The following is a 14,031-nucleotide window of genomic DNA, read 5'->3' as shown; positions in this document are numbered from 1 at the left end:
CCTTTCAAGCAGTGTTCTTTTATCAGGTGATGCTTTGGCATGGGACAATTCAAGGCCTGCCGCAGCGTCGTGAAGAAGGGTTACGCGCGGTCAGAGGGGTTGCCGGGCATTAGATCGTAAGGGTGTTTCCACCCCGGAGTTTCAGACAAACGTGTCAACCACGCGTCGATGTTTGGGAAGGCGGCCCGATCAAACCCAAATGGCTCTGGATAGTAGAGATAGCCACAGCAACTCAGATCGGCATTGGTGATGTCGTTGCCCACAATCCATTGCCGCCCTTCGAGATGAGCATTCAACACAGCATAAGCGCCTTGAAGGCGGCCTTGATTGAAAGCAATGGCCTCTTGGGGGCGTTTGTCTTCAGGCAAAAAGTTCATCAAAAACCGTGTAACGCCGGCCATTGAGCTCAGTTTGTGATTGTCAAACAAAACCCACCGCAACACTTCGCGGCGTTCCTTGGGTGAATTGCCTGCGAACTTACCGCTTAAATGACTGATGTAGTCCTGAATGGCACCCGATTGAGTGATAGAGTAATCGTGATCTGTGTCGATCAACACAGGTGCTTCGCCCATAGCGTTGATGGCTTTGAACTCTGGCGTGCGCGCGGCCCCTTGGAAAAAATCAACAAAGACCGGTTCCCATGCGAGGCCTGATAGCTCCAACGCCAATGCCGCTTTGTAAGAATTGCCGCTTTCGCCAAAACATTGCAGTTGTAAGGTCATGTGCCAGTGTCCTCCCATGGACGCTTTTTGTTAAACAAGACTGGGGGTTTCACACCCCCAGACCCCCGTGAGGTTTACTTTGCGAGATGAACAAGGGGATGTTCACCAAGGATTAAGGTTAATGCGTCTACCATGGACCGGTATGGTAGGCTGAGGAGCTGAGCCATATGCGAGGTGAAGCTCTGCCGTCCCGTACTATCTGGTTCCGGATGGCGGAGTGGATCGCGCATAAGATCCCCCTTCATCTCGCCGGATAAACCTCCGCCGGAGGCTCCCCAACGTACAAATTGCACCGTAGAGCAGGACATCAAAGTGCCCTCGCGATCAGCTCTTTCATAATCTCGTTGGTGCCGCCGTAAATGCGCTGAACGCGGGCATCAGTCCACATCTCGCCTATAGCGTACTCTTGCATAAACCCATAACCGCCATGAAGTTGCAGGCATTCGTCCAGAACCCAGGCTTGGGTGTCTGTTGTCCAATACTTGCACATCGCCGCTTTGTCCGCCGTGAGTGCGCCGCGCAAATGCTCGGCCATACATTCATCAAAGAATGATCGGCTGACCATTGTCTTTGTTTTACACTCGGCCAGTTTGAAGCGCGTGTTCTGGAACTGCATGATTGGTCCGCCAAACGCTTCGCGTTCGCGCGCATAGGCCACTGTTCGCTCAACAGCACCTTCCATGGCCCCAACCGCAGCGCATGCAATGATCAAACGTTCTTGTGGAAGCTGGTTCATCAGCTGGTAAAACCCTTGCCCCTCGTCGCCCCCCAAAATGTTCTCGGGGGGTATTTCTACGTTGTCAAAAAACAGCTCGGACGTATCGGCCGCATGCATCCCGATTTTGTCCAGGTTGCGACCGCGTGCAAAGCCTGTGACCTCATCCGTTTCGACCACAACCAGAGACACACCTTTTGCGCGTTCATTGGGATCGGTTTTGGCAGCTACGATGATCAGATTGGCGTGCTGACCGTTGGTTATAAACGTTTTTTGGCCCGACAAACGGTAAGCGTTTCCATCGCGAATTGCTTTTGTTTTGATGGATTGAACGTCGGACCCGGTCGACGGCTCTGTCATCGCCAGGGCACCGACCAACTTGCCAGTGACCATTTTTGGCAACCATCGGGCTTTTTGCTCTTCCGTTCCGCAATTCAGAATGTAGTGCGCGACGATGCCTGAATGGATGCCATGACCCCATGACGCAAGATTGGCACGCGATGCTTCGATCAGGATAGCGGCTTCGTGTCCGAAGTCACCGCCAGCTCCGCCGTATTCTTCGGGGATGGAAGGGCAAAGCAGACCCAATTCGCCGGATTCAACCCAAGTCTCGCGATCCATTTGCCCCTGTTTGCGCCAACGCTCGAATTTGGGGCCCCATTCTTTGGTTATGAATGCCCGCGTCATTTCGGCGATCATCTGGTGCTCATCGGTCATCCAGCTTGAGGCGGTGCCAGCCATATCTTTCATGCGGGTTCTCCCTAGCGCTTACGCGCGTCGATCTCTGCGTTAAACAACCGCAAGCGGGCTGTCAGATTTTCTTCGTTGATAACACTGCGGAAATTTTCAAATAAAAACGACAGCGCCTCTCCCTCGTCCAGTCCTGCATCGGTCGCAAACCGTTTAAGGTTTCTATAACCGTCTTCGGTCATGGCGATGGGAAGGCGACGGGTCAGGCGAAAGCGTTTTGGCATCAAGGCTCCGAAGTTAGGGTAAGGTGCGCCTTGGCGCACCCCACCAGTTTAGAAGTTTGCCGCGTCCAACGCCATAACTGTGTCCGCACCTGTGTTTATGCGGGCCAGATGCAGCGCTGTTGCTGGCAATTGGCGGGCCATATAAAAGCGCCCCGTGGCCAGCTTGGTCTCGTAGAACGCGGTGTCCGACGCGCCGTTTGCCAAGGCTTCGGTTGCCGCTTTGCCCATCTGTGCCCACATCAAGCCAAGGCAGACGTGACCGAACATATGCATGAAGTCGTTGGACCCCGACAAAGCGTTGTTCGGGTTCTTCATACCGTTCTGCATGAAATACATGCCTGCAGCTTGCAAGTCTTTGGACGCCGCTTTGAGTGGCTCCAAAAACGCCGCATCATAGGCGTCGTCTTTGCCGGCATTATCCTTGATAAAGGTTTTCACCAGATCAAAGAACGCCATCACATGCTTGCCGCCATCTTGGGCCAGTTTACGGCCAACCAGGTCCAAGGCCTGCACGCCATTGGCGCCTTCATAGATCATGGCGATCCGGGCGTCGCGGGTGAACTGGGACATGCCCCATTCCTCGATATAGCCGTGCCCGCCGTAGACCTGCTGTGCTTTGACGGTCATGTCGTAGCCTACGTCCGTCAGGAAGCCTTTGATGACCGGGGTCAGCAAGGACACCAAACCGTCAGCGTCTTTGTCTTCAGAACGATGTGCCGCATCGATCATGGTGGCGCCCCACAGAATGAACGCACGTGCGCCTTCTGCGAAAGACTTTTGCTCCATCAGAGAACGGCGAATGTCGGGGTGTACGATCAATGGATCGGCTGGACCGTCTGGGTTCTTCGCACCCGTCACGTCACGGCCTTGCAAACGGTCCTTGGAGTAATCCAAAGCGTTCTGATAAGCGGCGTCCGCTTGGGCCAGACCCTGCATTCCGACGCCCAAACGGGCCTCGTTCATCATGGTGAACATGGCGCGCATGCCTTTGTGCTCGTCGCCCAGCAGGTATCCCGTCGCTTCGTCGTAGTTCATCACGCAGGTGGAATTGCCGTGAATGCCCATTTTCTCTTCGATCTTGCCCACGGACACACCGTTGCGCGCACCCATGTCGCCGTTGTCATCGACCATCACCTTGGGCACGATGAACAAGGACACGCCCTTGATGCCTTCAGGGCCGCCCACGATCTTGGCCAGAACCAAGTGGACGATGTTATCGGCCATGTCGTGATCGCCGGACGAGATAAAGATCTTCTGGCCTGTGATCTTATACGACCCATCCGCTTGGGGTTCCGCTTTGGTGCGCATCATGCCCAGATCGGTGCCGCAATGGGGTTCGGTCAGGTTCATGGTGCCGGTCCATTCGCAGCTGACCATCTTGGGCAACCATTTGTCTTTCTGTGCGTCTGTGCCGTGCGCCAAAATGGCGGAGGCTGCACCGTGGGTCAGACCCTGATACATGGTAAAGGCTTGGTTTGATGCGGAAAACATCTCGCCCACGGCTGAGCCGATCACGGCTGGCATGTTCTGGCCGCCGTATTGTTCTGGCATGTCCAATCCGGTCCAGCCGCCTTCTTTGACCTGCTCGAACGCGGCCTTAAAGCCCGTCGGTGTGTAGACGATGCCATTTTCCAAACGGCAGCCTTCGGTGTCACCCACTGGGTTCAATGGGGCCAATACATCTGTGGCCAGTTTGCCGGCTTCTTCCAGAACGGCAGATGTGAAATCTGCTTCCAGCTCGTCGTAGCCTGGGATCGTGGATTCCGAGATTTTCAACACATCATGCAGGATGAATTGCGTGTCTTTGGTTGGGGCTGTGTAGCGTGGCATGGTAGAGTCCCTTGTTGAGGTAAGGTTAAGACGGGCGGCTTATTCGGCCGCTTTTTTCGGGGATGACATTGAGGCAAGAATTTTCTCGCCCCACTTCATCTGGCTTTTCAAATCGTCAATGGCTTCGGTCAGTTCGTCGCGTTGTGCTTCCATGTCGGACAAACGGTCTTTGGCGACGTCATAGGCACGGGCAAATTGGGTCTGTTGCTGGTCGCCGACGTGATACAGATCCAGAAGTTGGCGGATTTCTTCCAAAGAAAAGCCAAATCTCTTGCCGCGCAGGATCAACTTAAGGCGGGCGCGATCTGAACGGGTGAACAGGCGTTTTTGACCAATGCGTTCTGGAAACAGAAGTTCCTTGGCCTCGTAGAATCGCAAAGTGCGCGGTGTAACGCCAAAGGCTTCACACATCTCGCGGATCGTTAGGGTTTTGTCTTGTATCGTTTCAGGCATCAAATCAGACATCGTTTCGGTTCTCTTTTCAGCATCATGTGGCCATGACGTGGGCAGGTAAGGATGAAGTTACAATACAGGCTTACGTTGACGTAAGTTGTACGTTACGTCACTTTGAAGGTTTACGCACGATAACTCAACGTCAACTTGTTGTGAGGCCATAAATGCAAACGCGATATGATGTTTGGTGCGTAATTTGACCCCATAACGTCGATCCGGTGATGCACGACTGAACGCTACGCTGCGCACCGCGGACCCGGTTTTGGCGCAATCCGGTGCTGATTCTCTTGGTGGGACGCCGATTGAATTGAAGACTTGCCAGCCGTTACGCGGGTTTGAGAAGCGACAATCGCGCCGCGCGAGAAATGTGATACACATATTCTTCCTGAGACCACCCGCAGCTTTTTGTGGCGTCTTCCCAATGCCGCACTGACAGCAAAACCCATAGCAAATCGGCGGCTTTTGCCACGTTTAAATCATCTGCCAATACGCCGTCGTCAGACAAGGCTTGGGCGGCTGCGACACAGCCTTCGTGGACGGCGCCCATGCGATCTGCCCAAGCGGTGGCAGCGGCATCATCGTGGTCTTTCATCACCATCAAAGCTTTGGCCACGCCATATATTTCGGGGATGTAACCGGTCCAAAACGCGATGAAAGCGTTCAAGCGATCAAGGCCGTTTGTGGCTGTGCGGCTTGGGATCAAACGGGCATCCACATCCAGAACGACATCCAGATACCTTGATGTGGCGGTCAGCAAATCACCGCGTGTCGGAAAGTGCAAATACAGCGCTTGCCTGCTGACGCCGGCACGCTTTGCAATGTCACTCATGCGGACACTTTTGTCTGGCGTCTCTTCAAGGGCCTTCCATGCGGATTTCAGAATGACATCGCGGGTGGATCGATTTTTATTACTTGACATGATGTAAAGTTATCTCCTACTTGACATCGTGTAAATTGACACCGTGTCAAGTAAAGGAGAAATGACATGTCATCTGCAAAAACTGCCAATGCCCAGGGGCGCAATATCTTCATTTGGGTCGCGCACCCGAACGCAGATTCACTGTGCGCGAGCCTTGCGGATCGTTACGCCAGCGGGGCAAAGGCCAAAGGCGCCAACGTGCGGCACATGGCGCTGTCCGAAATGGATTTTGATACGGACGGACCATCGCTGAAAGGCACCGAAGGCTTGGAGCCTGATCTGGTTGCGTGGCAGCAAAACGTGGCTTGGGCAGATCACATTCTGATTGTGCACCCCTACTGGTGGGCGTCGATGCCTGCCCGCGCCAAAGCGGTGCTGGACCGCGGTTTGTCGTCGGGGTTCGCATACCAATACACAGGGCGCGGTATGGGGTGGAATAAATTGCTAAAGGGCAGGTCCGGCGACGCCATCATCACCAGCGACACCCCCCCGCTTTTGGACACGCTGTTATATCGCAAGCCGGGGCGACGGGTGTTGCGCAATCAAGTGTTTGATTTTGTTGGAATCAAAGCCAGAAAAATCCTGCAGCTTGGGTCCGTGAAACTGGCCAAGCCGGCGAAAATCGAAAACTGGCTCAAGCAGGCAGAGCAGTTGGGAATGAAAGCCGCCCGCTGATTTATGCGTTCGCTTTCAACCCTTTGGCAACCTTCTGACGCAAATCGGTCAGCTCAGCGAAAGCCTCGTTGAGCTGCTCGCGTTGTTCTGCCAGTTCTTTTAGTTGGCGGTCGGCCATGTCCACCCACGCCTGCATTTGCGCTTCGGTGCCTTCGTCTTCATAGATCAGCAACCATTGGCGTATTTCTTCCAGCTGAAAGCCGAATTTGCGGCCCCGCATGATCAGTTTCATGCGGGCACGCTCACGGGCTCCGTAAAAACGAGACCGACCTTCGCGGTCGGGTTGCAGCAGTTCAATATACTCGTAATAGCGCAGCGTTCTCGGGGTTACCTCGAACGCGGCGCACATCTCTTTAAACGACAGACGGTCTTCGGTCATGCGCGCTCTCCCTGTGGGCAAGGTAGGCTTGCAATTCGTCAAGCGCAACAGGGGCACTTGCCCTTTTTGAACTGGACTGTTCAATTGCACGCAACGGCAGGAGACCTAAATGTCCGATAAAGTGAATATGGCGCGGCAATTCATGACCGCCATCCCCCATGCCCGTGATTTGGGAATGGAACTGACGCAATTGGACGGAGGTGTCGCAACGATCCGCATGCCTTACGATGAACGGCTGATCGGAGACCCGGACACAGGCGTCATGCATGGCGGTGCGATTTCGGCCCTGATGGACAGCTGTTGCGGGGCGGCTGTGATGAGCCACCCGTCCAACCCCGGCGGTACGGCCACCATTGATTTGCGGATCGACTACATGCGGGCCGCAACACCCGGGCAAACCGTCAGCACCACGGCCACCTGTTATCATGTGACCCGAAGTGTCGCCTTTGTGCGTGCAACGGCGGTAGACGAGGACACGGAAAATCCGGTGGCGATGGCGACAGGCACTTTCACCGTGCAGGGGGCGAAATAGACATGCGTAAGAAACCGGAACCCGTCCAAGTGGTCAAACAGCGCCGCGATGCCGCACTGAAAGCGTTGATAGAACGCAGCCCGTATGTGCAATATCTGGGCGTCGAATTTGAACGCAGAGGCGATGAATTGACCGGTATTCTGCCGTTTCAGGAAAAGCTGATCGGCAACCCGCTGTTGCCTGCGATCCATGGTGGCGTCACTGCGGCGTTTTTGGAAATAACATCTGTTGTCGCGCTGACATGGGCGTCAATCTGGGATGACCTGGAAGCGGGTGAGTTGGAACTGGACAGCACAACGCCGCTGCCGAAATTCCCTAAAACAATCGATTTTACAGTGGATTACTTGCGATCGGGACTGCCGCGCGACGCCTATGCGCGTGCGCGGATCACGCGCGCCGGACGGCGCTATTCATCGGTGCATGTGGAAGGGTGGCAAGACAATCGAAGTAAGTTGTTTGCCCAAGCGACGGGGCATTTTCTGATGCCAAAGTTACGTGTTAAAACCGATTGAACATGACCTGACTGCCGCGCCGCAGCCACTGACCCATAAGCGTGTTCTTAAGATTGCGCTGCCCATTGTGTTGTCCAATGCCACAGTGCCCATTTTGGGGGCGGTGGATGTGGGCGTTGTCGGGCAAATGGGACAAGCAGCCCCTATTGGTGCTGTGGCAATGGGCGCAATTATTCTGACCACGCTGTATTGGTTCTTCGGGTTCTTGCGCATGGGGACGGTGGGCCTTGTTGGCCAAGCCGAAGGGGCAGGGGACAGTGCGGAGGTGTCCGCTTTGCTGACCCGCGCCCTGATGATCGCCGCGGGTGCGGGTGTGACGCTGATCGCCTTGCAGGGCCTGCTGTTTTACGGGGCGTTCTGGATTTCACCAGCAACGGCTGAAGTTGAAAGCCTTGCGCGGGACTATTTGGCGATCCGCATTTGGTCCGCGCCTTTTGCGATTGCGGTTTTTGCTCTGACAGGCTGGCTGGTGGCGATGGAGCGCACCGCAGGTGTGTTTGTAGTCCAGTTCGTGATGAATGGTGTCAACATCGGACTTGATCTATGGTTTGTGCTTGGTCTTGGATGGGGCGTCGAAGGGGTGGCATTTGCGACGGTCATTGCGGAGATTTTAGGGGCGTGTGTCGGGCTGTGGCTGTGTCGGTCTGCTTTTGCTAATCCCGCTTGGAAAGACTGGCCGCGCGTGTTCGATCATGCGCGTCTTGTCCATATGGCATCCGTGAACATCGATATTTTCTTGCGTTCTGCCATGTTGATGGCAATTTTCACGTCCTTCGTATTTTACGGCGCGGCCTTCGGCGATGTGACACTGGCCGCCAACGAAGTGTTGATACAGTTTATGTACATCACGGCCTATGCGATGGACGGTTTTGCCTTTGCAGCCGAAACCTTGATCGCGCGGGCCATCGGGCGCCGCGATGTTGCACGTGTCCGTCGGTCTGCGGTTTTGACAGCAAGCTGGGGATTGGTCACATGCGTTGCCATGTCTGCGGCTTTTGCTGTGATTGGGCCATGGTTGATTGAGGTGATGGCAAAAGATGTGTCTGTGCAAATCGAGGCAAGACAATATCTGCCATGGATGATTGCGGCCCCCTTGGTGGGCTGTGCCGCTTGGATGCTGGATGGCATTTTCATAGGCGCCACACGCGGCGCTGATATGCGCAACATGATGTTTATCAGCTTTGTGATCTATTTCGGGTTTGTCGAACTGGCGATGCCTGTTTGGGGCAACCATGGGCTTTGGGCTGCCATGCTTTTGAGCTTTGTGGCGCGTGGCGTCACGCTGGGATCACGGTATCCGGCGTTGGAGCGTTCTGTGCAGTAGGCCGGGGCGCTGCCCCGGACCCCGAAGTATTTTCAGCGAAAGGAAGCGAAAAGCTTAAAGCCATCTTCGGGTGTCGGTTCCCGTTGCCTCTGCCACGTTTTCAAAGCCGTCCTTCTTTAGGAGCAGGTCTAAATCGCCTGCGATGTTTGCGGCAAGCGATAAGCCCCCGTAAACAAGCGCGGTGTACAGTTGCACAGCCGATGCGCCCGCTTTGATTTTTGTGTACGCGTCTTCTGCCGTGCTGATCCCCCCCACGCCGATCAGCGGGATGTCCGTCAAACGGCTTAGCTTTGCCAGCACCTGCGTCGATTTTTCAAACAGGGGTTTGCCAGACAGCCCGCCCGCTTGTGCCGCATGCGGGCTTTGCAGACCGTCACGGTCCAGCGTTGTGTTTGTGGTGATGATTGCGGAGACACGTGCGTCTTGAGCCACTTTGGCAATGTCTGCCAGATCCTGGTCTGTCAGGTCCGGTGCGATTTTCAAGAATACCGGACAGGTGCCGCGCACTTGCATGACCCCGTCCAGCAGCATCGCCAGCGCCATGGGGCCTTGTAGGTCACGCAGCTTTTCCGTGTTTGGCGATGATACATTGACAGTTGCAAAGTCCACATGCGGGCCACAAAGCTTTAGCACTTCGGCAAAGTCGACGGCTTTGTTCGCGCTGGTTTTGTTGGCACCAAGGTTGATGCCCACCGGAATGCCTTTTGGTCGCACTGCCAGCCGTGCGGCGATGGCTTCTGCCCCTTCGTTGTTGAACCCGAAACGGTTGATGGCCGCTTTGTCTTCTGTCAGGCGAAACAGGCGCGGTTTGGGGTTGCCGGGTTGGGCAATGGGTGTTGCTGCCCCGACTTCGATGAACCCGAACCCCGCCTGGGACAATGGTGCAACTGTTTCGGCGTTTTTGTCGAACCCTGCGGCCAACCCAATCGGGTTGGGCATGTTTAATCCGGCGATTGACGTTTTTAGCCGATCCGAGGTCACCGGACCCGGCGTCGGGGCAAGCCCCGCTTTCAACGCTTTGATCGCCAAGCCGTGGGCCGTTTCGGGGTCAATTTTGCGCAGCGCTTTCAGGCCAAGTTGTTCTGCAAACCGCTTCATCCGAAGGTGTCACCTTCTGTGGTCGTTCCGTGCCGGATCAGGCGCGACGTCAGAACGGCTGCTTGGCGGTGCACAACGGCTTTTTGGTAGTCCGGATCCGTGACCATTGCCAGAAAAGCGCCGGAATTCGGGTAGCGTGCAATAAAACATGCGTCCCACGTTTCATCATCGGGACCAATCAGAACGCTTTCACAGCGACCACGCCACAGAATTGTGCCGCCAACTTTCTGTAGAATTGGCCCTGTTTCTGAACCGTAGTTTTTGTACGCGTCCGCGCCGCTTAGGTTTTGCCCATGCATAGGATGGTCTGCGGGGTATTCGGCGTGGATCTTGAACTGTACCAAGTTCAACATTTCTATAGGTTGGTCGCGTGGCAGGTCTTTGAATGCGTCGAATTGTGCGCGGTTGGGGTCGATGTGATGAGGCATTTTAGACAACCCCTGCTGGAAATTGGTGCACACCGTTCACCAATGGCAAAGGCTGCGCCCAAGCCACATCAGACAGCTTCAAGCTACGGTAAAGATGGGGGAAAAGCGCGTCGCCGCGCGACACTTCCCATTTTAGATCATCGCCCAGTGTCTCGGTTTCGACCCCCAAAAGGAAAAGATCCTCAGCACCTGCAAAGTGTTTGGCGGCGGTTTCGGCGGCTTGTTCTGCGGTTGAAAAGTGAACGTAGCCATCCGCTACATCGATGGGCGCACCTTGGGTTTCGCCGTTAGCGCGCAAGTCGGCCCATTCGTCGGCCCGGAAAATTTTCAAAATCAGCATAGGTCCCGTGATGCCTTTCTGTGCGCTTGGGGTCAAGCAGTCGGATGCTGACCCAAGGTTAACAAAACCGTCTTTGACTCTGTGCGGGGCGGGGGTCAATGTAAGGACATACATGAACCAACAGGGGGCGCACGCGATGTTTATGCGTTTGACACAATCGGTTGCTGCATTGGCTTTGATGGCAGGTACAGCGGCTGCGGATTATACTTTGACCATTTTGCACACCAATGATTTTCATGCACGCTTCGAGCCAATCAGCAAATACGATTCCGGTTGCGGATCCGAGGACAATGCCGAAGGGAAGTGCTTTGGCGGTTCGGCGCGGCTTGTCACAGCCATCGCGGATGCGCGGGCACGGTCCAACAACTCGATCCTTGTGGATGGGGGCGACCAGTTTCAGGGCACACTGTTCTACACCTATTACAAAGGCGCTTTGACCGCCGAAATGATGAACAAGCTGGGCTATGATGCGATGACCGTGGGAAACCATGAATTCGATGACGGTCCTGAAGTTTTGGCGGGCTTTATGTCAGCAGTGAACTTTCCCGTTCTGATGTCCAACGCCGACGTGTCGGCAGAACCGTTGCTGGCGGATAAGCTGGCCAAATCAACGATCATTGAGCGCGGCGGCCAAAAGATCGGTTTGATCGGTCTGACGCCAGAAGACACCGATGAGCTTGCAAGCCCGGGGCCGAACATCACGTTTTCCAACCCGGAAAAGGCCGTGGCCGCTGAAGTTGCAAAACTGCAAGAGGCTGGCGTGAACAAAATCATCGTGCTGAGCCACTCAGGCTACAGTGTTGACCAAAAGGTGGCCGCTGCGGTGCAGGGCATCGATGTGATCGTGGGCGGGCATTCCAACACGCTGCTGTCCAACACGAATGAGCGCGCGCAGGGGCCATACCCGACGATGGTCGGCAACACCGCTATCGTTCAGGCCTATGCATACGGTAAGTTTTTGGGCGAACTGAATGTCACCTTCAATGATGCCGGCGATATTGTTGAAGCCGCCGGAGAGCCTTTGATCATGGACGGCTCGGTTGCTGAAGACGCGGCCACCGTGGCACGTATCGCGGAAGCAGCGGCACCCTTGGACGAAATTCGCAACAAGGTTGTGGCGGAAGCTGCCACAGAAATTGGCGGTGATCGCGCAGTATGCCGTGCCATGGAATGTTCGATGGGGTCGCTTATTGCTGATGCGATGTTGGACCGCGTCAAAGATCAAGGCATTGAAATTGCAATCCAGAACGGTGGTGGTATTCGCGCCAGCATCGATGCGGGTCCGATCACCATGGGCGAAGTCCTGACCGTGCTGCCGTTCCAGAACACGCTGTCGACCTTTCAAGTGACGGGCGCAGTAATGGTTGAAGCGCTGGAAAGCGGCGTCAGCCAGATGGACGAAGGCAAAGGGCGTTTCCCTCAGGTGGCTGGCATTTCTTTTGCCGTTGATCCTGCAGCCGAAGTTGGCGCACGTATCAGCGACGTCATGGTTGCTGGTGCTCCCATCGACATGGACAAGCTGTACGGCGTGGTGTCCAACAACTATGTGCGCAACGGTGGGGATGGCTATGCCATGTTCAAAACGGCTGAAAACGCATATGATTTCGGCCCTGATCTGGCGGATGTTACAGCCGAGTTTTTGGCAGCCAAGGGACCCTTCACACCTTACACGGACGGTCGCATCACCGTGAAGTAACCAATCGGAGGTGCACCAAGGTGCACCTTACGCGCCAACAATAGATGCCCCGCCTCAAGTAGATGTGGGGCATTTTGCTTTGGCGACCCAAGCTGCACCTTTGGAAAGGGCACACGCGATGACAATTTGCCAAGACCATCAGGTCAGGTTGCGCCGTCTTACCCCGCGGGACTTGGCTGCGTTCCAAGCTTATCGGCAAGACCCGGTTGTAGCAGAGTTTCAAGGTTGGACGGATATGACCGACGCACAATGTTTGAGGTTTCTAACGGATATGCAAACTGGCCCCCTGCCTAAGCCCGGGGGGTGGTGCCAGATTGGCATCGCTCAGACACATGATGATCAGCTGATTGGCGATTGCGGATTGCATGTGAACGCGCAAGGCACTGAAGCCGAATTGGGCATCACCCTATCGCGGACACGTCAGGGGCGTGGACTTGGGTTTGCCGCAGTTCAATTAGTCGTCAACTGGATTTTTGCACAAACGGATGTCGCCAAAGTCGTGGCAATTACCGATGCCCGTAACCGGCGCGCCCAAGCGCTGTTACAGCATTTGGGATGGCCGCGCGTCGGTACTTTGGGGCCTGACGTGGAAATAGTTGGCCTAACAGAATACGTATTTGAGATGTCCCGTCCGTCGCAGCCGTAAGGTGTGCCTTGGCACACCACATGGCGCTGTTGCGTTGAGGTTGCACCGCTTTCGCAGTAGAAACATCCCATGTGTGGACGCTTTGCCATAACCTTACCAAATGATGCGATGGCACAATTGTTTGCGGCGGCGCCGTCTAACGATCTGCCGGATGTGCCCAACTTCAATGTGTGCCCGACAACGCTGGTCCATGTGATTACGTCCCAGATGGAACAGCGTCGATTGGAAGCCATGCGGTGGGGGCTTATTCCAAACTGGTACAAAAACCCAAACGAGGGCCCGCTATTGATCAACGCACGCGGGGAAACAATCGCGGACAAACCCGCCTTTCGCACGGCCTGTCGCGAAAGGCGGGGCATCATTGTGGCGACGGGGTTCTATGAGTGGACAAAAGGAGCGGACGGTGCGCGCGATCCTTGGTACATCACCCGCCGTGATGAGGCGCCCTTGATGTTTGCGGCCGTTTGGCAGGACTGGGCGGGCGCTGACACGGCCGCACCGATCCGCACCTGTGCGGCGGTCACTGTGGCTGCAAATGTTGCGATGTCAGCTGTTCATCACCGGATGCCGGTTGTTCTGGAACAAAATCAGGTGCCCAAGTGGCTGGGTGAACAAGGCAAAGGGGCCGCCACGCTGATGCGGGCCGCCCCAGAAGATACGTTGCGCTGGCACCGTGTGGACCGTGCTGTGAATTCCAACAGGGCAAGTGGTGCGCAGTTGATTGAACCGCTGTCCGCGTGAAACTAACATGCCGTGTCCTGCATTCGGCAAACGGCGCATTCGAGATG

The 14,031-nt window shown here is 55.4% G+C and carries 17 protein-coding genes; 7 read left to right on the top strand and 10 right to left on the bottom strand.

Annotation, left to right across the window (positions count from 1 at the left end; all coding sequences use genetic code 11):
* Positions 1-80 precede the first annotated feature (80 nt).
* From ASD8599_RS14730 to ASD8599_RS14705, 6 genes are all read right to left on the bottom strand, one after another.
* Positions 81-722 carry a glutathione S-transferase family protein gene (locus tag ASD8599_RS14730; protein WP_108829232.1) on the bottom strand — a complete coding sequence of 214 codons (642 nt, stop codon included), beginning with the start codon at positions 720-722 and terminating at the stop codon, positions 81-83.
* A gap of 307 nt (positions 723-1,029) precedes the next feature.
* On the bottom strand, positions 1,030-2,178 hold the full coding sequence (locus ASD8599_RS14725) for an acyl-CoA dehydrogenase family protein (protein WP_108830211.1): 1,149 nt from the start codon (positions 2,176-2,178) through the stop codon (positions 1,030-1,032).
* Between the two features lie 20 nt (positions 2,179-2,198).
* The gene (locus tag ASD8599_RS14720; protein WP_108829231.1) at positions 2,199-2,411 is read right to left on the bottom strand and encodes a hypothetical protein; all 213 of its coding nucleotides are present in this window, start codon (positions 2,409-2,411) and stop codon (positions 2,199-2,201) included.
* A 48-nt stretch (positions 2,412-2,459) separates the two neighbouring features.
* The gene (locus ASD8599_RS14715) at positions 2,460-4,241 is read right to left on the bottom strand and encodes an acyl-CoA dehydrogenase C-terminal domain-containing protein (protein WP_108829230.1); all 1,782 of its coding nucleotides are present in this window, start codon (positions 4,239-4,241) and stop codon (positions 2,460-2,462) included.
* Positions 4,242-4,280: 39 nt separating this feature from the next.
* Positions 4,281-4,706 carry a MerR family transcriptional regulator gene (locus ASD8599_RS14710; protein WP_422664751.1) on the bottom strand — a complete coding sequence of 142 codons (426 nt, stop codon included), beginning with the start codon at positions 4,704-4,706 and terminating at the stop codon, positions 4,281-4,283.
* 313 nt (positions 4,707-5,019) lie between these two features.
* The gene (locus tag ASD8599_RS14705; RefSeq protein WP_108829229.1) at positions 5,020-5,613 is read right to left on the bottom strand and encodes a TetR/AcrR family transcriptional regulator; all 594 of its coding nucleotides are present in this window, start codon (positions 5,611-5,613) and stop codon (positions 5,020-5,022) included.
* A 66-nt stretch (positions 5,614-5,679) separates the two neighbouring features.
* On the opposite strand from ASD8599_RS14705, the gene ASD8599_RS14700 reads away from it, so the two are divergent.
* Positions 5,680-6,288, top strand: a complete 609-nt coding sequence (locus ASD8599_RS14700) for an NAD(P)H-dependent oxidoreductase (protein ID WP_108829228.1) — start codon at positions 5,680-5,682, stop codon at positions 6,286-6,288.
* 1 nt (position 6,289) lies between these two features.
* On the opposite strand, the gene ASD8599_RS14695 is transcribed toward ASD8599_RS14700, so the two are convergent.
* Positions 6,290-6,667, bottom strand: coding sequence for a MerR family transcriptional regulator (locus ASD8599_RS14695; protein ID WP_108829227.1), 378 nt, complete (start codon positions 6,665-6,667; stop codon positions 6,290-6,292).
* Between the two features lie 109 nt (positions 6,668-6,776).
* Here ASD8599_RS14695 and ASD8599_RS14690 point away from each other — a divergent pair, with 109 nt between their 5' ends.
* Genes ASD8599_RS14690 through ASD8599_RS14680 form a run of 3 tightly spaced genes read left to right on the top strand, consistent with a single transcriptional unit; the run spans position 6,777 to position 9,035 of the window.
* Positions 6,777-7,199, top strand: a complete 423-nt coding sequence (locus tag ASD8599_RS14690; RefSeq protein ID WP_108829226.1) for a PaaI family thioesterase — start codon at positions 6,777-6,779, stop codon at positions 7,197-7,199.
* Positions 7,200-7,201: 2 nt separating this feature from the next.
* Positions 7,202-7,711 (top strand): PaaI family thioesterase, encoded by a 510-nt coding sequence (locus tag ASD8599_RS14685; protein ID WP_108829225.1) that lies wholly within the window; start codon positions 7,202-7,204, stop codon positions 7,709-7,711.
* Complete coding sequence (locus ASD8599_RS14680; protein WP_245926055.1) at positions 7,695-9,035, top strand: MATE family efflux transporter; 1,341 nt, start codon at positions 7,695-7,697, stop codon at positions 9,033-9,035. Before ASD8599_RS14685 ends, ASD8599_RS14680 begins: the two co-directional genes overlap by 17 nt.
* Before the next feature lie 54 nt (positions 9,036-9,089).
* On the opposite strand, the gene ASD8599_RS14675 is transcribed toward ASD8599_RS14680, so the two are convergent.
* The 3 genes from ASD8599_RS14675 to ASD8599_RS14665 are packed head-to-tail and all read right to left on the bottom strand — an operon-like array spanning position 9,090 to position 10,901.
* Positions 9,090-10,133 carry a quinone-dependent dihydroorotate dehydrogenase gene (locus ASD8599_RS14675; protein ID WP_108829224.1) on the bottom strand — a complete coding sequence of 348 codons (1,044 nt, stop codon included), beginning with the start codon at positions 10,131-10,133 and terminating at the stop codon, positions 9,090-9,092.
* Entirely contained in the window at positions 10,130-10,561 is a 432-nt protein-coding gene (locus ASD8599_RS14670) for a DUF1330 domain-containing protein (protein WP_108829223.1), read from the bottom strand. Before ASD8599_RS14670 ends, ASD8599_RS14675 begins: the two co-directional genes overlap by 4 nt.
* A gap of 1 nt (position 10,562) precedes the next feature.
* Entirely contained in the window at positions 10,563-10,901 is a 339-nt protein-coding gene (locus ASD8599_RS14665; RefSeq protein ID WP_108829222.1) for a DUF952 domain-containing protein, read from the bottom strand.
* Positions 10,902-11,037: 136 nt separating this feature from the next.
* On the opposite strand from ASD8599_RS14665, the gene ASD8599_RS14660 reads away from it, so the two are divergent.
* From ASD8599_RS14660 to ASD8599_RS14650, 3 genes are all read left to right on the top strand, one after another.
* Complete coding sequence (locus ASD8599_RS14660) at positions 11,038-12,597, top strand: bifunctional metallophosphatase/5'-nucleotidase (protein ID WP_108830208.1); 1,560 nt, start codon at positions 11,038-11,040, stop codon at positions 12,595-12,597.
* A 118-nt stretch (positions 12,598-12,715) separates the two neighbouring features.
* Positions 12,716-13,243 (top strand): GNAT family N-acetyltransferase, encoded by a 528-nt coding sequence (locus ASD8599_RS14655; protein ID WP_108829221.1) that lies wholly within the window; start codon positions 12,716-12,718, stop codon positions 13,241-13,243.
* A gap of 69 nt (positions 13,244-13,312) precedes the next feature.
* On the top strand, positions 13,313-13,984 hold the full coding sequence (locus ASD8599_RS14650) for an SOS response-associated peptidase (protein WP_108829220.1): 672 nt from the start codon (positions 13,313-13,315) through the stop codon (positions 13,982-13,984).
* Positions 13,985-14,031 lie beyond the last annotated feature (47 nt).

The organism is Ascidiaceihabitans donghaensis, from assembly GCF_900302465.1.
Classification (GTDB): Bacteria; Pseudomonadota; Alphaproteobacteria; order Rhodobacterales; family Rhodobacteraceae; genus Ascidiaceihabitans; species Ascidiaceihabitans donghaensis.
Note: the sequence above shows the minus strand (reverse complement) of the source record. Positions and strands in the feature narration are given on the sequence as shown.

What these genes read in the sequence shown, in the direction of transcription:
- ASD8599_RS14730 (WP_108829232.1), bottom strand. Translation starts at nt 722, where the DNA reads ATGACCTTACAACTGCAATGTTTTGGCGAAAGCGGCAATTCTTACAAA.
- ASD8599_RS14725 (WP_108830211.1), bottom strand. Translation starts at nt 2,178, where the DNA reads ATGGCTGGCACCGCCTCAAGCTGGATGACCGATGAGCACCAGATGATC.
- ASD8599_RS14720 (WP_108829231.1), bottom strand. Translation starts at nt 2,411, where the DNA reads ATGCCAAAACGCTTTCGCCTGACCCGTCGCCTTCCCATCGCCATGACC.
- ASD8599_RS14715 (WP_108829230.1), bottom strand. Translation starts at nt 4,241, where the DNA reads ATGCCACGCTACACAGCCCCAACCAAAGACACGCAATTCATCCTGCAT.
- ASD8599_RS14710 (WP_422664751.1), bottom strand. Translation starts at nt 4,706, where the DNA reads ATGTCTGATTTGATGCCTGAAACGATACAAGACAAAACCCTAACGATC.
- ASD8599_RS14705 (WP_108829229.1), bottom strand. Translation starts at nt 5,613, where the DNA reads ATGTCAAGTAATAAAAATCGATCCACCCGCGATGTCATTCTGAAATCC.
- ASD8599_RS14700 (WP_108829228.1), top strand. Translation starts at nt 5,680, where the DNA reads ATGTCATCTGCAAAAACTGCCAATGCCCAGGGGCGCAATATCTTCATT.
- ASD8599_RS14695 (WP_108829227.1), bottom strand. Translation starts at nt 6,667, where the DNA reads ATGACCGAAGACCGTCTGTCGTTTAAAGAGATGTGCGCCGCGTTCGAG.
- ASD8599_RS14690 (WP_108829226.1), top strand. Translation starts at nt 6,777, where the DNA reads ATGTCCGATAAAGTGAATATGGCGCGGCAATTCATGACCGCCATCCCC.
- ASD8599_RS14685 (WP_108829225.1), top strand. Translation starts at nt 7,202, where the DNA reads ATGCGTAAGAAACCGGAACCCGTCCAAGTGGTCAAACAGCGCCGCGAT.
- ASD8599_RS14675 (WP_108829224.1), bottom strand. Translation starts at nt 10,133, where the DNA reads ATGAAGCGGTTTGCAGAACAACTTGGCCTGAAAGCGCTGCGCAAAATT.
- ASD8599_RS14670 (WP_108829223.1), bottom strand. Translation starts at nt 10,561, where the DNA reads ATGCCTCATCACATCGACCCCAACCGCGCACAATTCGACGCATTCAAA.
- ASD8599_RS14665 (WP_108829222.1), bottom strand. Translation starts at nt 10,901, where the DNA reads ATGCTGATTTTGAAAATTTTCCGGGCCGACGAATGGGCCGACTTGCGC.
- ASD8599_RS14660 (WP_108830208.1), top strand. Translation starts at nt 11,038, where the DNA reads ATGTTTATGCGTTTGACACAATCGGTTGCTGCATTGGCTTTGATGGCA.
- ASD8599_RS14655 (WP_108829221.1), top strand. Translation starts at nt 12,716, where the DNA reads ATGACAATTTGCCAAGACCATCAGGTCAGGTTGCGCCGTCTTACCCCG.
- ASD8599_RS14650 (WP_108829220.1), top strand. Translation starts at nt 13,313, where the DNA reads ATGTGTGGACGCTTTGCCATAACCTTACCAAATGATGCGATGGCACAA.